The sequence below is a fragment of the Umezawaea sp. genome, assembly GCF_057122925.1.
Genome location: NZ_DBNGPQ010000099.1, coordinates 14,006 through 29,966 on the forward strand (window position 1 = coordinate 14,006; position 15,961 = coordinate 29,966).

Below are 15,961 nucleotides of genomic sequence, written 5' to 3' on the forward strand. Positions count from 1 at the left end.
TAAAACCGGCCACGCTTCCAGGCACCACGTGCCGGTTCGCAGGTCGCAAGGCCTACCACCCGCCTTGCCTGCCCTTCCTCACCCAGAGGACCACGTCCCGGCGAAGTGATCGTACGAAGCAGCGGCCCCCGCGGCCTCCACCACCTCCCGCCCAACGGAGAACTCCCTCCCCCTGGCAGAGGGATCGGGGGAGGCAGCGGCCAGCAGCTTCGTGTACGGGTGCCGGGGCTCCAGGATCACCTGGTCGGCAGGCCCCCGCTCCACCACCCGCCCCCGGTACAGCACCAGGATCTCATCGGAGAAGTGCCGAGCCGTGGCGAGATCGTGGGTGATGTACAGGACCGCCAGGTCCTCCTCCCGCTGCAACCGCGCCAGCAGCGTCAACACCCCCAACCGGATCGACACGTCCAACATGGACACCGGCTCGTCCGCCACCACGATCTCCGCCCCTGGAGCCAACGCCCGTGCGATGGCCACCCGCTGCCGCTGCCCACCGGACAGCTCGTGGGGCCGCCGCGACGCGAACTCCGGCGGCAGCGCCACCCGCTCCAGCAGCTCCCGCACGAGAGCCGCCGTCTCCGCACCCCCTCGGGCCCTCCCGTGCAGGGCCAGCGGCCGGGCCAGGTGGTGCTCCACGGTGTGGAACGGGTTCAACGAGGCGAACGGGTCCTGGAACACCATCTGCACGCGGTGCCGGTACTCGCGGTCCGCCAGCACGGCCCCGTCCCCGACCACGATCTCCCCGGACGACGGCTTCTCCAACCGGGCGATCATGCGGGCGATGGTCGACTTCCCCGACCCGGACTCGCCCACCAGCGCGACCGTCCGCCCTGCCGACAGCGTGAACGACACCCGGTCCACCGCCCGCAGGACCGAGCGCCGCAACCCGTTCCGGACCGAGAAGTCCTTCACCAGCTCCCGAGCTTCCAGCGCGCTCATCGCACCCCTCCGTCCAGCGCGGGCGTCCCGCGCACGAACGACCCGCGGTCCCCGGTGAGGCTCGGGAACGAGTCGAGCAGCTCGCGCGTGTACGGGTGCCGGGGCCGGAGGTTCAGCTCCTCGGCCGTGTCCAGCTCCACGACCTCCCCGTCCCGCATCACCGCGATCCGGTCCGCGATCTCCAGCAGCAGCGGCAGGTCGTGCGTGATGAACACGACCGCGAACCCCAGCGAGTCGCGGAACTTCAGGATCTCCAGCAGGATCCCCCGCTGCACCACCACGTCCAACGCCGTCGTCGGCTCATCCATGATCATCACCTGCGGGTCGAGCAGCAGCGCCATCGCGATCATCACGCGCTGCCGCATCCCGCCGGACAGCTCGTGCGGGTAGGCCCCCAGCCGGGCCGGGTCGACCCCGACCAGCCTGAACACCTCGACGCACCGCGCCCGCCGCTCCTCCCGCGACATCTCCGGCCGGTGCGTCAGCAGCACGTCGTCGAGCTGGGCCGCCACCGACGTGACCGGGTTCAGCGCGTTCATCGCCCCCTGGAACACCATCGACAGCTTCGACCACCGGAACGCCCGCAGCTCCTCCACGCCGAGCCCGAGCACGTCCACGTCGGTCCCGTCGCGGTCGTGGAACGTCACCGCCCCGGACGTCACCTCCGCGGGCGGCTCGTGCAGCCGGCTGACCGCGTACGCCAGGGTCGTCTTCCCGCACCCGGACTCGCCCGCCAACCCCAGGACCTCCCCGCGCCGCAACGTCAACGACACGTCCCGCACGGCGTGCACGGGCTTCTCCCCCTGGTACACCACGGACAACCCCGACACCGTCAGCACCGCGTCGTCCTCCCCGCGCGAAGCGGGGGCGGCGGCCACCGTCGAGGCCACCTTCCCCGGCTTCCGCGGCACGTCCCGCAGCTTCGGGTTGATGATCTCGTCGATCGAGAAGTTCACCAGCGACAGCCCGCACCCGAACAGCGCGATCACCAGGCCCGGCGGCACGAACCACCACCAGGCCTCGCGCTGGAGCGCGAACCCGTTCTGCGCGTAGTACAGCATCGTCCCGAGCGTCGACGAGTTCGAGGCGCCGAGCCCGAGGAACGACAGCCCCGCCTCGCTCAGGATCGCCAGCACCACCGCGAACACGAACTGCGACGCCAGCACCGGCAGCAGGTTCGGCAGGATCTCGACGGTGATCACCCGCCAGGCCCTCTCCCCCGCCACCCGCGCCGCGGCCACGTAGTCACGGTTCCGCAGCGACAGCGTCTGCGCCCGCAGCACACGGGCCGACGCCGCCCACCCGGTGATGGCCAGCACGATCGCGATCGTCCACGACCCGCGCTGCGCGGCGGGGACGAACCCGGCGATCACGATCACCAGCGGCAGGCCGGGGATCACCAGCATCACGTTGGAGAACAGCGAGAACGCCTCGTCGACGATCCCGCCCGCGTAGCTGCCGACGATCCCGAAGATCGCGGACAGCACCGTGGCCAGCACCCCGACGACCAGGCCGATCTGCAACGACCCCCTGGTGGCGTAGGCGATCTGCGCCACCACGTCCTGCCCGGTCTGGGTGGTGCCGAGCCAGTGCTCGGCACCGGGCGGGGTGAGGCCGGCGTCCCGCACGGTGTTCGGGTCGCCGACCACGAGCGGCCCGACGAGCCCGAGGAGCACGACGCCCCCGATGAGTCCCAACCCGACCGCCAGCTTGGGCGACCAGCGCGGCAGCACCCGCCGCTTCACGTCCGCCGTGGACATAGTCAGCCGCTCCTCATCCACCGCTGACGCGGGTTCGGGGGTCGATCAGGGTGTAGAGCAGGTCCACCACGAGGTTCGCGCCGAGCACGGCGACGGTGATGACCAGGAAGATCCCCTGCATCAGGGCGTAGTCGTTGTTCTGCACGGCCTGGAGCAGCTTCGAGCCGATGCCGGGGTAGGAGAAGACCTGCTCGGTGATGATCGAGCCGGACACCACGAACCCGAGGGAGGTGGCGAACCCGGCCACCGACGGGAGCACGGCGTTGCGGGTGGCGTACCGGATCATGATCCTGCTGTCCCGCAGCCCCTTGGCCCGCGCGGTGAGCACGTAGTCCTCGGACATCGCCGACACCATCATGTTGCGCATCCCGAGCAGCCAGCCGCCGACCGACGACACGACGATCGTCAGCGCGGGCAGCGTCCCGTGGTAGACCGCCGACGACAGGAACTCCGCGTCCCACGAGGGCGTGAGCACCACGTCGTAGCCGCCGGTGAGCGGGAACCAGCCGAGCGCGGACGCGAACACCGCCACCAGGATCAGCGCGAGCCAGAAGTACGGCACCGCCGACAGCACGGTCGTCGCGGGCACGAGCGAGTCGAGCCACGTGCCGCGCTTCCAGCCGACCAGCGCGCCGAGCGCGATGCCGACCAGGAACGACAGCAGCGTCGCGATCCCGACCAGCACCACCGTCCACGGCAGCGAGGACGCGATGACCTCGGACACCGGCGCCGGGAACGCGCTCACCGAGACGCCGAGGTCACCGCGGACGATGTTGCCCAGGTAGGCGAGGTACTGGCTCACGACCGACTCGTCACCGCCGGTGCCGAGCAGCAGCTCGAACGACCTCCGCGCCGCCGGGTCGATCGACCCGCCGCGCTGCTGGAGCTTCGCCAGCAGGATGTCGACCGGGTTGCCCGGCATCAGCCTGGGGATGACGAAGTTCAGCGTGAGCGCCGCCCACAGGGCGACCAGGTAGAACGCGAACTTCCGCGCGTAGTACCTCATCGGTGCGCTTCCCCCGGTCCCGCGCGCCTCACCTGCCCGCGGGCTTGAGCTTGAGGAAGACCTCGGAGTTCTCCGGCCGCGACCACACGGCGGGGAAGGCGTAGAGGTCGTCCTCGGTGGGCCAGCCGGTGAACTTCTCGGCGTTGTACTCGCTGGCCGTGCCGCCGGTGAGGATCGGGATGTAGGGCATGACCTCCTCGATGCGCGTCTGGATCACGTCGAAGTGCGGCTGCCGGGCGGCGGCGTCCTTCGGGTCGATCCTCTTCAACGACGCCAGCGCGGCGTCGAGCGCGGCGTCCTTCATCCGGCCGAAGTTCGGGTTCGCGATCTCGCCCGCGGGCGCGGTGGTCGCGCTGCTGAAGAAGTAGCTGTAGGTGTAGAACGGGTCGGGCGCGGGGCCCTGCTGGACGGCGTCGATCAGCAGCTCGTACTGGCCTCGACCGCGGGCGTCGGACCACTCGTTCCAGGACAGCTGCTGCGGGGTGATCTTGATCCCGACCTGCTGGAGCTGCTGGCCCATCGTGTCCACGGCGGTGATGTAGTCGGTCCACCCCGCGACGACCTTGACCGTCAGCTCCAGCGGCTCGCCGTCCTTCGCGTAGATCCCGTCGCCGCCCCTGGTGTACCCGGCGCCCTCCAGCAGCCCGGTCGCCCTGGCCACGTCCGGGCTCATCGGCGCGGTCCTCTCCTTCAGCTTGGCCGAGACGACGCCCTCGTCCCGCCGCACCAGCGCGAAACCGGGCGAGACCTCGCTGGCGGTGCCCTCGAACGCCAGCGCGTTCACCTGGGAGCGGTTGACGCCGTAGTAGATCGCCTTGCGCACGGCGGGGTCGGTCTGCGCGCCCGTGCAGCCCAGCTCGGCGTTGGAGCAGGTGAACAGCGCGGCCTGGTTCATCGGCGTGATGATCGCCTTGTAGCCGGGGTAGTTCTTCTCCACGTTCTCGATGTCCGGCACCGGCCCGGTCTGCCAGTCGACCTGCCCGGCCTTCAGCGCGTCGGCACCGGCCTGGTTGCCCGACAGCGACAGGTAGCGGATCTTCTTCACGGCCGGCTCGCCCGCGTAGTAGCCGGGGTTGGCCTTGAGCGTGAACGCCTGCGGCTTGAACTCGTCGAGCAGGAACGGCCCGGTGCCGACGGGCGACTTCACCGGGTCGGTCGCGGGTGTCGCGATGTCCTTCCACAGGTGCTCGGGGACGATGAAGATCTTGCCGAGCACCTGCGGGCCCTCCATGAAGGCGGGCTCGTCGAACGCCACCACCACGTGGGTGTCGTCGACCGCGGTCGCCCGGCCCTGGTAGCCGGTGGAGTTCATCGTCTTGTTCTTGGTGATCATGTCGAGCGTGAACACCACGTCCTTCGCGGTGAACCTCTGCCCGTCGGACCACGTGGCGTCGTCGCGGAGCTCGATCGACAGCTCGGTGCCCTCGGCGTTCCAGGAGAAGGACTTGCCGAGCCTGGGCCGGGGCTCGACGTCCTTGATGACGTTGAAGAAGAACAGCGGTTCGAAGATCGTGCCCGGTCCGTCGATGAGCGTCGGCGAGAACGGGTTGAAGTTGACCTGGTAGTCACCCGACTGGCCGGTGTAGACGACGAGGGTGTCCGCGTCGGCCGAGCGACCGCTGCCGGAGGACCCGCACCCGGCGGCGATCAGGGCGACCACGGCCAATCCCGCCGCCGCGACGCGGGAGCGCTGTGCCTTCAGGAACATCGTTGATCCTCTCCTGGCTGGGTGGCAGCGACCGGCCGTCGACGCGCGAGTCGCTGCGGTGGGAAGATTGTTAAGTCAGTGAAGAAACGAAGTCAATACCTCTGGCCCGCTCCGGTGCTACCGCCGATCGGTCCTGTCGCCGCCGGCCGCTTGCTACCCTTCGACCGTTGAACGAAGTAAGTGCTGGCCACACCACGGAGGACCAGTGACCGGTCAGGCCCGGACGACGCTGCACGCGAGCAGCAAGGCGGCGGTGCTCGACGTCATCCGCGCGGCGGGCACGATCAGCCGGGTGGGCCTGATCAACGCCACCGGCTTCACCGGCGCCACGATCTCCACGGTCGTCCGCAGGCTCATCGACGAGGGCCTGGTCCTGGAGACGGGGCGGGCCGAGTCGACGGGCGGCAAGCGCCGGGTGCTCCTCCAGCTCAACCACGCCTCGCGCTACGCCATCGGCGTCCACCTCGACCACGCGGGCATCACCTACGTGCTCACGAACCTGGGCGGCGCCGTCGTCGCCCGCATCACCAGGCCCGGCGCGGGGGCCCAGGAGCCGCCCGAGGTGGTCGCCAGGATGGCAGCCGAGGTCACCGCCCTGGTGGCCCGCGTCGGCGTCGACCAGGACCGGGTGCTGGGCATCGGCCTCGTCTCCCCCGGTCCCCTCTCGGCGGCCACCGGCATGGCGCGGACCCCACCGCCGATGCGCCGGTGGGAGGACTTCCCCCTCGACCAGGCGCTCGCGGGCGCGACCGGCCTGCCGGTCCTGCTGGACAACGACGCCACGGCGGCGGCGCTGGGCGAGCACTGGTCGGGCGGCATCGGCGGCACGTCGACGTCCGCCGCCCTCTACATGGGCTCCGGCATCGGAGCGGGCCTGGTCATCGGCGGCATCACCTACCGCGGCACCAGCGGCAACGCGGGCGAGATCGGCCACACCTGCGTGGACGCCCTCGGCCCCGAGTGCTGGTGCGGCGCGCGGGGGTGCGTGGAGAGCCTGGCGGGCCCGGCGGCGGTGGTGGCCGCGGCGCGGGCGGACCAGGTCCTGGCCCGCATGGTGGGCCTCACCGGCACGAAGCGCTCCCGTCCCTCGGTGGCGGCGGACTTCGCGGCGGTCAGCCGCGCGGCCAGGCGCGGCGAACCGCAGGCGCTGGCGATCCTGGAGCGCTCGGCGCGGTACATCGCCGTCGCGGCGCGGACGCTCGCCAACCTCGTGGACCTGGACGTCCTGGTCCTCACCGGTCCCGGTTTCGCCGTCGCGGGCTCGGTGTACCTGCCGATCGTCGAGGAGGAACTGGACCGGGCCTTCTTCGCCAGGGCGACCCACCGGGTGGACGTGCGCCTGTCCCGCTCGGCGGCGACGGCACCGGCCATCGGCGCGGCGGCGATGGTCCTCCAGTCGGAGCTGGTGCCGCTGCACGAGGGCATGCGCCTGCCGGAGAACCTCTCGGCGGCCGAACCGGCGTTCCTCACCCCGCCCAGCGCCTGACCACCGGTTCAGTGGTGGTGGTGGCCGGGCACCATCGCCGTGTACACGCACCCGTCGGCCTCGGCAGGCTCCGGTGACAGGGCCGTGGCGTCCACCGGCGTGCAGTGCAGGTACCGCAGGCCCAGCCGCTCCAACCCCGTCGTGGCGCTCAGCGCGAACCCGTCGCCGAACGCGAAGTCGGGGTTGTCGGTGACCTGCCCGGACGCCAGCGCCGCCTTCCACGACTCCTGGAAGTCCTTCATGCGCCCGGCCTGGAACACCACCAGCCCCAGCTTCTCGTAGGGAGCGACGGAACAGGTCCCCCACTCGGCCACGAACGGCGCGTACAGCTCCGCCCGCAACGGCCCCACGAACTCGGCGAACTCCTCGACGGACGCGGTGCGCACCGGCGCGCACTCCCCCGTCCTGGCGTGCACCCACGTCCCGACCCCGGCGGCCGACCCGGTGTCGGGGTCGACGGCGGAGCACGCCGCCGACCCCGACACCAGAGCCGCGATCACCAGGGTCACACCGAGCCGCACGACGCCCCGTTGAGGGTGAACGCGCCGGGGCTCGCCGGGGTGCCGGACGCGGCCCCGTTGAACCCGAAGCTGATCGAGCCGCCCGCCGGGATGGAGGTGTTCCAGCTGACGCCCTTGGCCGTGGCCGTCCCACCGGACACCGCGACGTCGGCCGACCAGGCGCTGCTGATCGTCTGCCCGCTGGGCACGTCCCACACCAGCGACCACGGGCTCACCGGGCTCGTCCCGGTGTTCTTGACGACCACGTTCGCCGTGAACCCGCCCGACCACACGCTCGGCGTCGTGTACGTGACCGCGCACGTCCCCGGCGAGGAGCCCGGCAGGGTCGTCACCGACACCGCGGACGACGGCGGTGACGTGTTGCCCGCGGCGTCCTTCGCCACCACGTAGAACGAGTACGCCGTCGCACCGGTCAACCCGGTCACCGACGCCGACGGCGAGGTGGTCGACGCGACCAGCACGTCGGTCGCCCCGGCCTCCCGGTACACCTGGTACCCCGTGACGCCGACGTCGTCCGTGGCGGCGGGCCAGGACAGCGCCACCGAGTTGGCGGCGGCCGTGGCCGTGGGGGTGCCGGGGGCGCTGGGCGCCGTGGTGTCGCCGGGGTTCCCGCCGCCACCGTTGAACACCACGTCCGAGCAGCTGTAGAACGCCTCCGGGCTGTCCGACCGCTGCCAGATCGAGTAGATCACGTGCCTGCCGGACTTGTTCGGCAGCGTGGCGTTCCAGGAGTACTCGCCGTTGCCCAGGGGCGGGTTCACCACCGTGTTGAACGGCGCGGCCTCCAGGTCCGACCACCGGAGCGGCTGGTTGGGGTTGTAGCCGTCCTTCGTGACGTACTGCTCCCACGTGCCGGGGTGCGGGGCCCACGCGTTGTACTTGATCGTGATCGTGGAACCCGCCCGCAACGACGTGGTGGGCCAGTCGCTGCGGCCGAGGTTGTAGGCGTCGAACTTGGTGGTGGGGCCGCACAGCTTGCCGTCACCGATGATCTCCCGGTGCTTGCCCGCCGCCTGGCTGATCAGGTTGCCGAACCAGTCCCACAGCGGTTGCTTCCCACCGGCCGCCACCGCCGCGACGCACGCGGGGTTCGTCGGGTTGAGGTCGCCGCCCCCGCTGCCCGCCCGTCCGTCCTCGTAGCACGCGTAGGTCCGGCTGGCCGGGAAGGTCATCGACCCGTGGGCCAGCGCGACCCCGTTGGGCATCAGCACGGTGGTGACGGCGGCGACGCCGACGACCACCGCACCCGATGCGATCATTCGCCTGAAGCGCAACGACTTCTCCTTTCGATCACGAGCCGGTGCACGCGGCACCGTTGAGGGTGAAGGCGGTGGGGACCGCGTTGGTGCCGGTCCAGGACGCGTTGAAGCCGAAGCCCACCGAGCCGCCCGCCGCGATGGCGGCGTTGTACGGCACGTTGACCGCCGACACCTGCGTGCCGGACTGGCCGGCGGTGGCGTTCCACATCTGCGTCACGGTCTGGCCGTTGGCGAAGGTCCAGCGCAGGGTCCAGCCGTTGACGGCGGCCGTCCCGGTGTTGCGGATCGTCACGTCCGCGCCGAACCCGCCCTGCCACTGGCTCGCGACCTTGTAGCTGACGGCGCACGCGCCGGTGCCGCCCGCCTGCGTGGTGAACGTGGCGGTGCCGGAGCGGGCCGACCGGTTGCCCGCCGCGTCGCGGGCGTAGACCGCGACGGTGTAGGCGGTGGAGGCGGTCAGCCCGGTGAGCGTCGCGGACGCCGAGGCCGTCGACGCGAGGGCCGATTCCGTGCTCCCGCTGACCCGCACCACGTCGTAGCCGGTGACGCCGACGGCGTCGGTGGAGGCGGTCCAGGAGAGCGCGGCGCCGCTGGAGGTGACGCCGGACGCGGACGGGGTGCCCGGCGTGGTCGGCGGCGTCGTGTCGGTGGGGCCACCGCCGCCGAAGACGGCGGCTTCCCGCGAGGTCTGCTTGATCCCGTTGGCGCCGTTGAAGATGCGCTGCCCCCACGAGGTGAGCTGGGAGGCGTCGAAGCCGGTGGCCATGTCGAGGTACTCGACGCCGCCGCCGTTGCCGCTCCACGACCAGCCGAGGTAGCCGATGCCCCGCGACTGCGTGTAGGAGAAGATCGTGTCCTCGTCCGGGTCGCCGTCGGAGTGGTTGTGGCCGAACTCCCCCACCAGGATCGGCAGTCCGGCGGTCCGGAACCGGCCGAGGTAGTCGGTGATCTCGGCGGCGGTGTCGAACACGCCGTACATGTGGACGGAGAACATCGTGTTGCGCAGCGGGTCGCTCGCGAACACCGAGGCGGCGTTGTCGCGCATGGTGAAGGACCAGTCCTGGCCCCAGTTCGGGGCGTCGACCACGAGCGTGTGGGTGAACCCCGCTGAGCGCAGCCTGCCGATGGCGGTCCTGGTGTCGGCGGTCCACGCGGAGGTGTTCGTGTTGCCCCACGGCTCGTTGCCGATGTTGAGGATGACGTAGGCCTCCTGGCCGGTCATCGCGCTCTGCACGCTGATCCAGTAGTCGACGGCCTTCGCCAGCGACACCGCCGCGGCCTGCTCGCCGTAGCCGGTGGTGTCGTGCACCTCCAGCACGCAGATGAGCTTGTTCGCCTTGCACTGGGAGATCACGTTCGCCACGTCGGCGGCGTCGTTGCGCGTCCACTGGTCACCGCTCGACAGCACGACGCGGACCGTGTTGGACCCCAGCCTCTTCACGTCCGCGAGCGCTTGCGCGGTGCGGGACGTGTACCAGGTGTGGGCGTGGTTGACGCCGCGCATGATGAACTCGGCGCCCGTCGCGTCGTACAGCTTGCCGCCGGAGATGGAGAACCCGGTGGCGGCGGCGTTCGACGCGGACGCGGGCTGCGCCGTGGTGAGCGACGGTGTCACGAAGAACAGGGTGGCGAGCAGCGCGCTCGCCAGTGCGATCGACTTCCTCATCGGCAGGGACCTCTCCTGAGGCTGTGGAACCGGCGCGGGGCGCCTGAGCGCGCAGTACGCCCCGCACCGGAATCAGGGCTGGGGCTCGACGCCCCAGGTGAGCACGCCGCCCGTGTAGGCGGTCACGCGGTCGTGGTCCGCCGGGGTGGCGGAGACCCGGTAGCTGTGGTCGTCGGACTGGTCGAACGCGGACCAGTCCGACTTGGCGAAGCGGAGCTGGACGTCACCGCTGGTGGCACCCGGCGCGACGCTGCCACCCGTGAAGGTGACCTGGAGGTAGGCGTCGGCCCCGGTCCTGGCGGTCGGGAGCCGGACCACCTCGGCCCTCACCTGGGCGCAGCCGACCACGGCCCAGTCGCAGAACGCCTGGTAGGTGGGCGAAGGAGCGTCGCCGGTGAACCAGTACCGCAGCGTCACGCCGGTCAGCGGCAGAGCGGTGGTGCCCCGGTTGGCGACCTGGAGGACGGCGCGGACCTGGCTGTCCCGCGGTCCGCCGTCACCGCGCTGGAGCACCGCGACCGAGCCGCCACCGCCACCGGACGTGGTGGTCACGTCCAGCGGGGTGGTCGCCGCCGAGGTGTTGCCCGCCGCGTCGCGGGCGCGCACGGCGAACCGGTACGCGGTCGAGGGCGTCAGACCCGTCGCGGTGTAGGAGGTCCCGCTCGGCGTGCCGACGACGGTCGACGTCGACCCGTCGACCCGCAGCACGTCGTAGCCCGCCACGCCGACGTCGTCGGTCGACGCCGTCCAGCCCAGCGTGAGGCTCGTCCCGCCGACCGCGGACGACGTCAGTCCACCCGGGACGGTCGGGGCCTGCGTGTCCGGCGTGCTCGTGCCGTCCGGCGCGGTGCCCCACACGGTCCGGCCGTCCTGCACGAGGACCATCCGGGACGTGGTCGTCGGCGTGACGTTGCCGACCGGCAACCCCTGGTAGGACCAGTCGTTCGTCGGGTCCCAGGTGCCGGAGCTGGTCAGCCGGAACTGGACCTCCTTGCGGTGCGCCGACTGCCCCGCCGGGGCGACCCCGGTGCACGGGACCTCGACGTAGTAGACGTTCCCGCTGTGCCGCAGCGGCTTCGACGCCGCACCGCACTGGTTGTAGTTGGTGGTCACGGTGATCTGGTCGGCCGTGGTCGTGCCGTCCAGGGTGAAGTAGTAGCGCAGGGAGCCGGTGAACGTCCTGGCTGGCCACGCCGACCTGTTGAGCACGTAGGACTTGATCTCGGTGAACAGGGTGCTGCTCTGGCTCACCGCGGCCTGCGTGGTCAGCTCGGGCCCGTCCGCGGTCTCCGCGACCGGGAAGTTCGCGAGCGGGGTGCCGCCGTACTCGCCGTAGAGGCGGGCCAGCGCGCCGGTGAAGGCCGCGTTGTAGTCCAGCGCCACCTCGTTGGCCACGTAGTCCTGCCTGCTGTCCACGTAGGCGTCGTTGTTCGTGCTCGGACCGCCGACCAGCGCCCCGTACAGGACGTGCCTGCTCGTGACGGGGTCGGCGATGCTGTCCGACCACGACCCGTGCGCGGTGCGGTGGTGCGGGTTGCGCGGCGGGTTCACCCCGAAGCCGACGACGTAGCTGGAGTTGCGGGGGTTGTCGCCGAGCGCGTAGTTCACCTGCCGCACCGCGAAGTCGTGGTAGGTGGTGGCCCGCGCGGCGTCCCTCGTCCTGAGCCAGTCGCCGTGGACCAGCGCGACGAACGCGGTGTTCGCCGCGTACCGCAGCGAGCCCCACGTGTCGAGCACGGCCTGGCCGCCGGGCGAGTACCGCACCCGGTTGCCGTTGTAGCCGGTGGTCCAGAAGTCCAGCCAGCGGTTGGCGTCGGTGAGGTAGGTCTGCTCACCGGTCAGGTGCGCCATGAGCACGTAGGCGCCGTAGGACTTGTCGTCCCAGGCGATCGTCCACCTGTAGGACCGCTCGGTGCTCTGCGGCTCGGTGCCGAGCTTCGGGTACTCGGCCTTCGCCTTGGCCAGGTAGGCCGCGTCGCCCGTGGCGCGGTAGAGCCAGATCGCGCCCCACGCCAGCTCGTCCTGGTAGCCGCTCCAGGAGTTGTAGTAGTTGGCGGCGTCGGTGATGCAGGAGCTGTACTTGCCGCGGTAGGTGTCCGCGAACGAGTAGAGCTGCTTGGCGTGGGTGATCAGCGTGGCCGCGTAGGCGGGGTCGGTCGGGGCGAACACCATCGAGCTCGACGCGAGCGCCGCCGCGTACTCCCCCGCCAGGTCCGAGCCCGGGCAGGACGCGTCGACCTTGTAGGCGGGCCGGGCCATCGGCATGACCTCGGCGGGCCCCCACCAGGCGTGGTCGGGGTTGCCCGACCCCACCTGGCCGTAGACCACGTTCGGCGACGGGTGCGCCTCGATGATCCAGTCGGTGCCCCACTTCAGGTTCGACCGCAGCGCGGCGAGCTGCCCGGAACCCGTGTAGGCCTGCCGGTTCTCGACCGCCCCCCACGCCAGCATCGACACGCTGGACGCGAAGGGCAGGCCGAACTTGACGTGGTCACCCGCGTCGAAGAACCCGCCCGACAGGTCGAGGCCGACGTCCGCGCCGTCGGTCAGCGCGGAGTCCCCGCGCCACGACACCCGGTTGTCGGCGGGCAGGTCGCCCGCCCGCTGGGCGTCGTAGAACCAGACGGACTTCTGCAGGGCTTCGCCGTAGTTGAACGCGGGCGCGGCGGACGCGTCCGGCGGTGCGGGCGCCACCAGCCCCACCGCCGCGAGTACCGCGGCGGTGAGCCAGGTGAGCGATCTCGTCGTGCGTCGGTGCACGGGAGCCTCCGGGGGTGCGGGTAACGGTGGTCGGGCCTACGTGCACGCCTTGTCGTTGACCGTGAAGGCGGTCGGTCTGGTGTTCGTGCCGGTCCAGCTCGCCGTGAAGCCCACCTCGGCGGTGGCGCCCGCGGCGATCGTGCGGTTGTAGGGGGCGTTGGCCACCGAGACCGCCGCACCGGACTGCGTCACCACGCCGCCCCACAGGCTGCTGATCACCTGGCCGCTGGCGAACGACCACTTGGCCGTCCAGCCGTCGATCGGCGTCGTGGAGCCGTTGGTGATCTCGACCTTGCCCTGGAACCCGCCCTGCCACTCGCCCGTCACGGTGTACCTCACCGCGCAGCCGGTCGACGGCTGCGGGGTCGTGGTCGTGGTTGTCGTGGTGGTGGTGGTCGTGGTGGTCGTCGTCGTGGGTGTGCCGGACGCCTCGCCCAGGACCACGCCGCGCCCGTTGGTGCCCAGGTAGACCCGGCCGTGGACGCGCGGGTCGCCGGTGATGGCGTCGCCGATGTTGCCGTACTGGTGCTTGTCGTCGTTGATCCGCGTCCACGTGCCGCCGGTGTCGTCGGACCGGAAGACCCCGCGCACGCCGCCGACCGTCGCGATGGCGTACAGCGCCGGGTAGGTCCGGCCGGGGGCGGCCTTGCCGAAGCCGATGTTGCTCGACTCCGCCACGGACGTGGACCTGGTGAAGGTCGCGCCGGAGTCCGTGGAGCGCCACAGCCCCGCGCCACCGGCCAGCCACACGTCGCCCTCGCGGCCCGCGACGGCCTTGAAGTGCGCGCTGTCGGGCAGACCGGTCGCCGGGGACGCGGTGAACGTGGCCCCGCCGTCGACGCTGACGTAGAACCTGTTCGCGGCGAACCCGTAGAACTTGCGCGGGTTGACCCGGTCCGACTCCACGACAGCGCCCGCCGGGATGCCGGACGACGGCTGCCAGGAGTTGCCGAAGCCGGTGGAGTGGTGCACCCCGGTGCCTGCCGGGCTCCAGACGAACCGGCTCCCGTCGGCCGCGGCGGCGACCGTGCCGCCACCCGTCACACCGCCCGGTTCGGTGCCCTGGAACCAGTTCGAGCCGCCGTCGGTGGAGAACGCGACCCGGTTGTCGTTGGGGCGGCTCGACTTGTCGAACTGCCCGACCCGCACCACCGTCGCGGGCGTCAGCTCGGCGTGGTCCAGGCTCGTGGTGGAGGTGAAGGTGGGCTGGGTGAACACCCTGGCGGGCACGGCGTCCAGCCGGTCGTGCCGGAAGCCGCCGATGTCGCCGAGCCCGCTGATGAGCGGTGCGCCGGAGGGTGGGCTGATCAGGTCCAGCACCGCGGTCTCCTCCAGACCCGCGACCATCGGCGTGATGGTGATCTTGCCGCCCGTGTCCCAGGTGGTGAGGTTCCTGGTGCCGTAGACGGTGGCACCGGTGCCGTACATCATCCGGTTCGAGTCGAACGGGTCGATCTCCATCGACTCGGTCATCCACCCGAGCTTCGGCGTGACCTCGGGCGGCTGCGGGTTCATGCCGAGCGACAGCCACGGCACCGCCGAGATGTCGTGCGTGTAGCGGGTGGAGCGCTCGGGGTAGTTGGTCCAGTCCCAGATCCGCGTCCAGGTCGCGCCGGAGTCGGTGCTGCGGAAGAAGACGACGTCCGGCCACCAGGCGATCTGGGTGGCGACCATCAGCGTGCCGGGGCGCGAGCGGTCGACGGTCAGGCCGCTGTAGCCGAAGGAGTTGTCCGTGCTGCTCGACGGGATCGGACTGATCTGCGTCCACGCGCCGGTGGCCGTGTTCAGCCTCCACACGTCGCCCTTGGCGCCGTCGTACGGGCCGCCGGTGTCGCTGGTGGCGAGGAAGAGCTGCCCCGCGCCGTCCAGCACACCCTTGTGCGGCAGGAAGCCCGTCGGCTGCCCGGCCACGCGCGCCCACGTCGTGCCGCCGTCCGTGCTGCGGTAGACGTTGTTCTGCTTGTCGGCCACGCCGACGTAGATGGTCTTGGTGGTTTGCCCCGCGCTGCCGGTCCGCGGGTCGAACGTCACCCAGAGCACGCCCTGGTTGTCGTTGAGGTAGCCGTTGGGGTCGTTCGGGTCCTGGGCGTAGTCGCCCGCGTTCGGGAACGCGGTCACCCTGCTCCAGGTGACGCCCGAGTCCGTGCTGCGCCACAGGCCGTTGCCGCTCGGCGCTCCCAGGTACAGGACGCTGTTGCGGTTCGGGTCGATGGCCAGCCGCTCGCCCATGCCGCGACCGGGCATGTTGCCGCCGAGCTTGAACGGCAGCGCGGTCTTCTGCCACGTCGCACCGCGGTCGGACGACCGCAGGACCGCGCCGTTGTTGGGGTCCCAGCTGTTGGTGTACATGCCCGCCGCCACGTACACGCGGTTCGGGTCGACCGGGTCGGTGGCGAGGCTCGCGACGCCGTTGAGACCCCAGTCGGTCAGGCCGACGTGGTCGAGCAGGGGGATCCACCGGCTCGTGGACTGGTTCCAGCGGTACGCGCCGCCGATGTCGGTGCGGGCGTAGACGAGGTTGCGCTCGGTCTGGTTGAACACGATGCCGGGGACGAAGCCCCCACCGGCGATCTCGACGTTGCTCCACGTGTAGCCGGCCTGCGCCTCGGCCGGAGCGGACCCGCCGACGTGCGCGACGACCGCCAGCGCGGCCGTCGTGACCGCGGCCAGCAGGCCGGCGAGCGCCCTCCGCCCGACGCGGGCGGTACGGGTCCCGGTGGAGCGCGGTGACGCGGTGGCGCCGGTGGCGTCGGCGCCGGGGCCAGGGCTCCGCCGGTGCTCCACCGTGGACCGGACCGGGTGGTCCGCCGCGGTGTCGCGCGGGGTCCTCGCTCTGTGCAGGGGGTATCGCACGAG

At 71.4% G+C, this 15,961-nt stretch carries 10 protein-coding genes; 1 reads left to right on the top strand and 9 read right to left on the bottom strand.

The window, feature by feature from the left end; translation table 11 throughout:
- Window positions 1-78: 78 nt before the first annotated feature.
- Genes AC156L_RS22830 through AC156L_RS22845 form a run of 4 tightly spaced genes read right to left on the bottom strand, consistent with a single transcriptional unit; the run spans window position 79 to window position 5,413 of the window.
- On the bottom strand, window positions 79-939 hold the full coding sequence (locus AC156L_RS22830; RefSeq protein ID WP_330878316.1) for an ATP-binding cassette domain-containing protein: 861 nt from the start codon (window positions 937-939) through the stop codon (window positions 79-81).
- The gene (locus AC156L_RS22835; protein WP_330878315.1) at window positions 936-2,699 is read right to left on the bottom strand and encodes a dipeptide/oligopeptide/nickel ABC transporter permease/ATP-binding protein; all 1,764 of its coding nucleotides are present in this window, start codon (window positions 2,697-2,699) and stop codon (window positions 936-938) included. Before AC156L_RS22835 ends, AC156L_RS22830 begins: the two co-directional genes overlap by 4 nt.
- Window positions 2,700-2,712: 13 nt before the next feature.
- On the bottom strand, window positions 2,713-3,705 hold the full coding sequence (locus AC156L_RS22840) for an ABC transporter permease (RefSeq protein ID WP_330878314.1): 993 nt from the start codon (window positions 3,703-3,705) through the stop codon (window positions 2,713-2,715).
- 28 nt (window positions 3,706-3,733) lie between these two features.
- Window positions 3,734-5,413: an ABC transporter substrate-binding protein gene (locus tag AC156L_RS22845; protein ID WP_330878313.1), complete on the bottom strand. Its 1,680-nt coding sequence runs from the start codon at window positions 5,411-5,413 to the stop codon at window positions 3,734-3,736.
- A gap of 205 nt (window positions 5,414-5,618) precedes the next feature.
- Between AC156L_RS22845 and AC156L_RS22850 the strand changes: the two genes are divergently transcribed.
- Complete coding sequence (locus AC156L_RS22850; RefSeq protein ID WP_330878312.1) at window positions 5,619-6,899, top strand: ROK family transcriptional regulator; 1,281 nt, start codon at window positions 5,619-5,621, stop codon at window positions 6,897-6,899.
- 8 nt (window positions 6,900-6,907) lie between these two features.
- Here AC156L_RS22850 and AC156L_RS22855 read toward each other — a convergent pair whose 3' ends face one another.
- The 5 genes from AC156L_RS22855 to AC156L_RS22875 form a co-directional block, all read right to left on the bottom strand.
- Window positions 6,908-7,420, bottom strand: coding sequence for a hypothetical protein (locus AC156L_RS22855; protein ID WP_330878311.1), 513 nt, complete (start codon window positions 7,418-7,420; stop codon window positions 6,908-6,910).
- Entirely contained in the window at window positions 7,405-8,694 is a 1,290-nt protein-coding gene (locus AC156L_RS22860; RefSeq protein WP_330878310.1) for a lytic polysaccharide monooxygenase, read from the bottom strand. The genes AC156L_RS22855 and AC156L_RS22860 overlap by 16 nt, the downstream gene beginning before the upstream one ends.
- Window positions 8,695-8,710: 16 nt before the next feature.
- Complete coding sequence (locus AC156L_RS22865; RefSeq protein WP_330878309.1) at window positions 8,711-10,345, bottom strand: cellulase family glycosylhydrolase; 1,635 nt, start codon at window positions 10,343-10,345, stop codon at window positions 8,711-8,713.
- 72 nt (window positions 10,346-10,417) lie between these two features.
- Window positions 10,418-13,105: a glycoside hydrolase family 9 protein gene (locus AC156L_RS22870; protein ID WP_484407247.1), complete on the bottom strand. Its 2,688-nt coding sequence runs from the start codon at window positions 13,103-13,105 to the stop codon at window positions 10,418-10,420.
- A 36-nt stretch (window positions 13,106-13,141) separates the two neighbouring features.
- Window positions 13,142-15,958: a cellulose binding domain-containing protein gene (locus tag AC156L_RS22875; RefSeq protein WP_330878307.1), complete on the bottom strand. Its 2,817-nt coding sequence runs from the start codon at window positions 15,956-15,958 to the stop codon at window positions 13,142-13,144.
- Between the last annotated feature and the right edge of the window lie 3 nt (window positions 15,959-15,961).

What these genes read in the sequence shown, in the direction of transcription:
- AC156L_RS22835 (WP_330878315.1), bottom strand. Translation starts at nt 2,699, where the DNA reads ATGTCCACGGCGGACGTGAAGCGGCGGGTGCTGCCGCGCTGGTCGCCC.
- AC156L_RS22840 (WP_330878314.1), bottom strand. Translation starts at nt 3,705, where the DNA reads ATGAGGTACTACGCGCGGAAGTTCGCGTTCTACCTGGTCGCCCTGTGG.
- AC156L_RS22845 (WP_330878313.1), bottom strand. Translation starts at nt 5,413, where the DNA reads ATGTTCCTGAAGGCACAGCGCTCCCGCGTCGCGGCGGCGGGATTGGCC.
- AC156L_RS22865 (WP_330878309.1), bottom strand. Translation starts at nt 10,345, where the DNA reads ATGAGGAAGTCGATCGCACTGGCGAGCGCGCTGCTCGCCACCCTGTTC.
- AC156L_RS22830 (WP_330878316.1), bottom strand. Translation starts at nt 939, where the DNA reads ATGAGCGCGCTGGAAGCTCGGGAGCTGGTGAAGGACTTCTCGGTCCGG.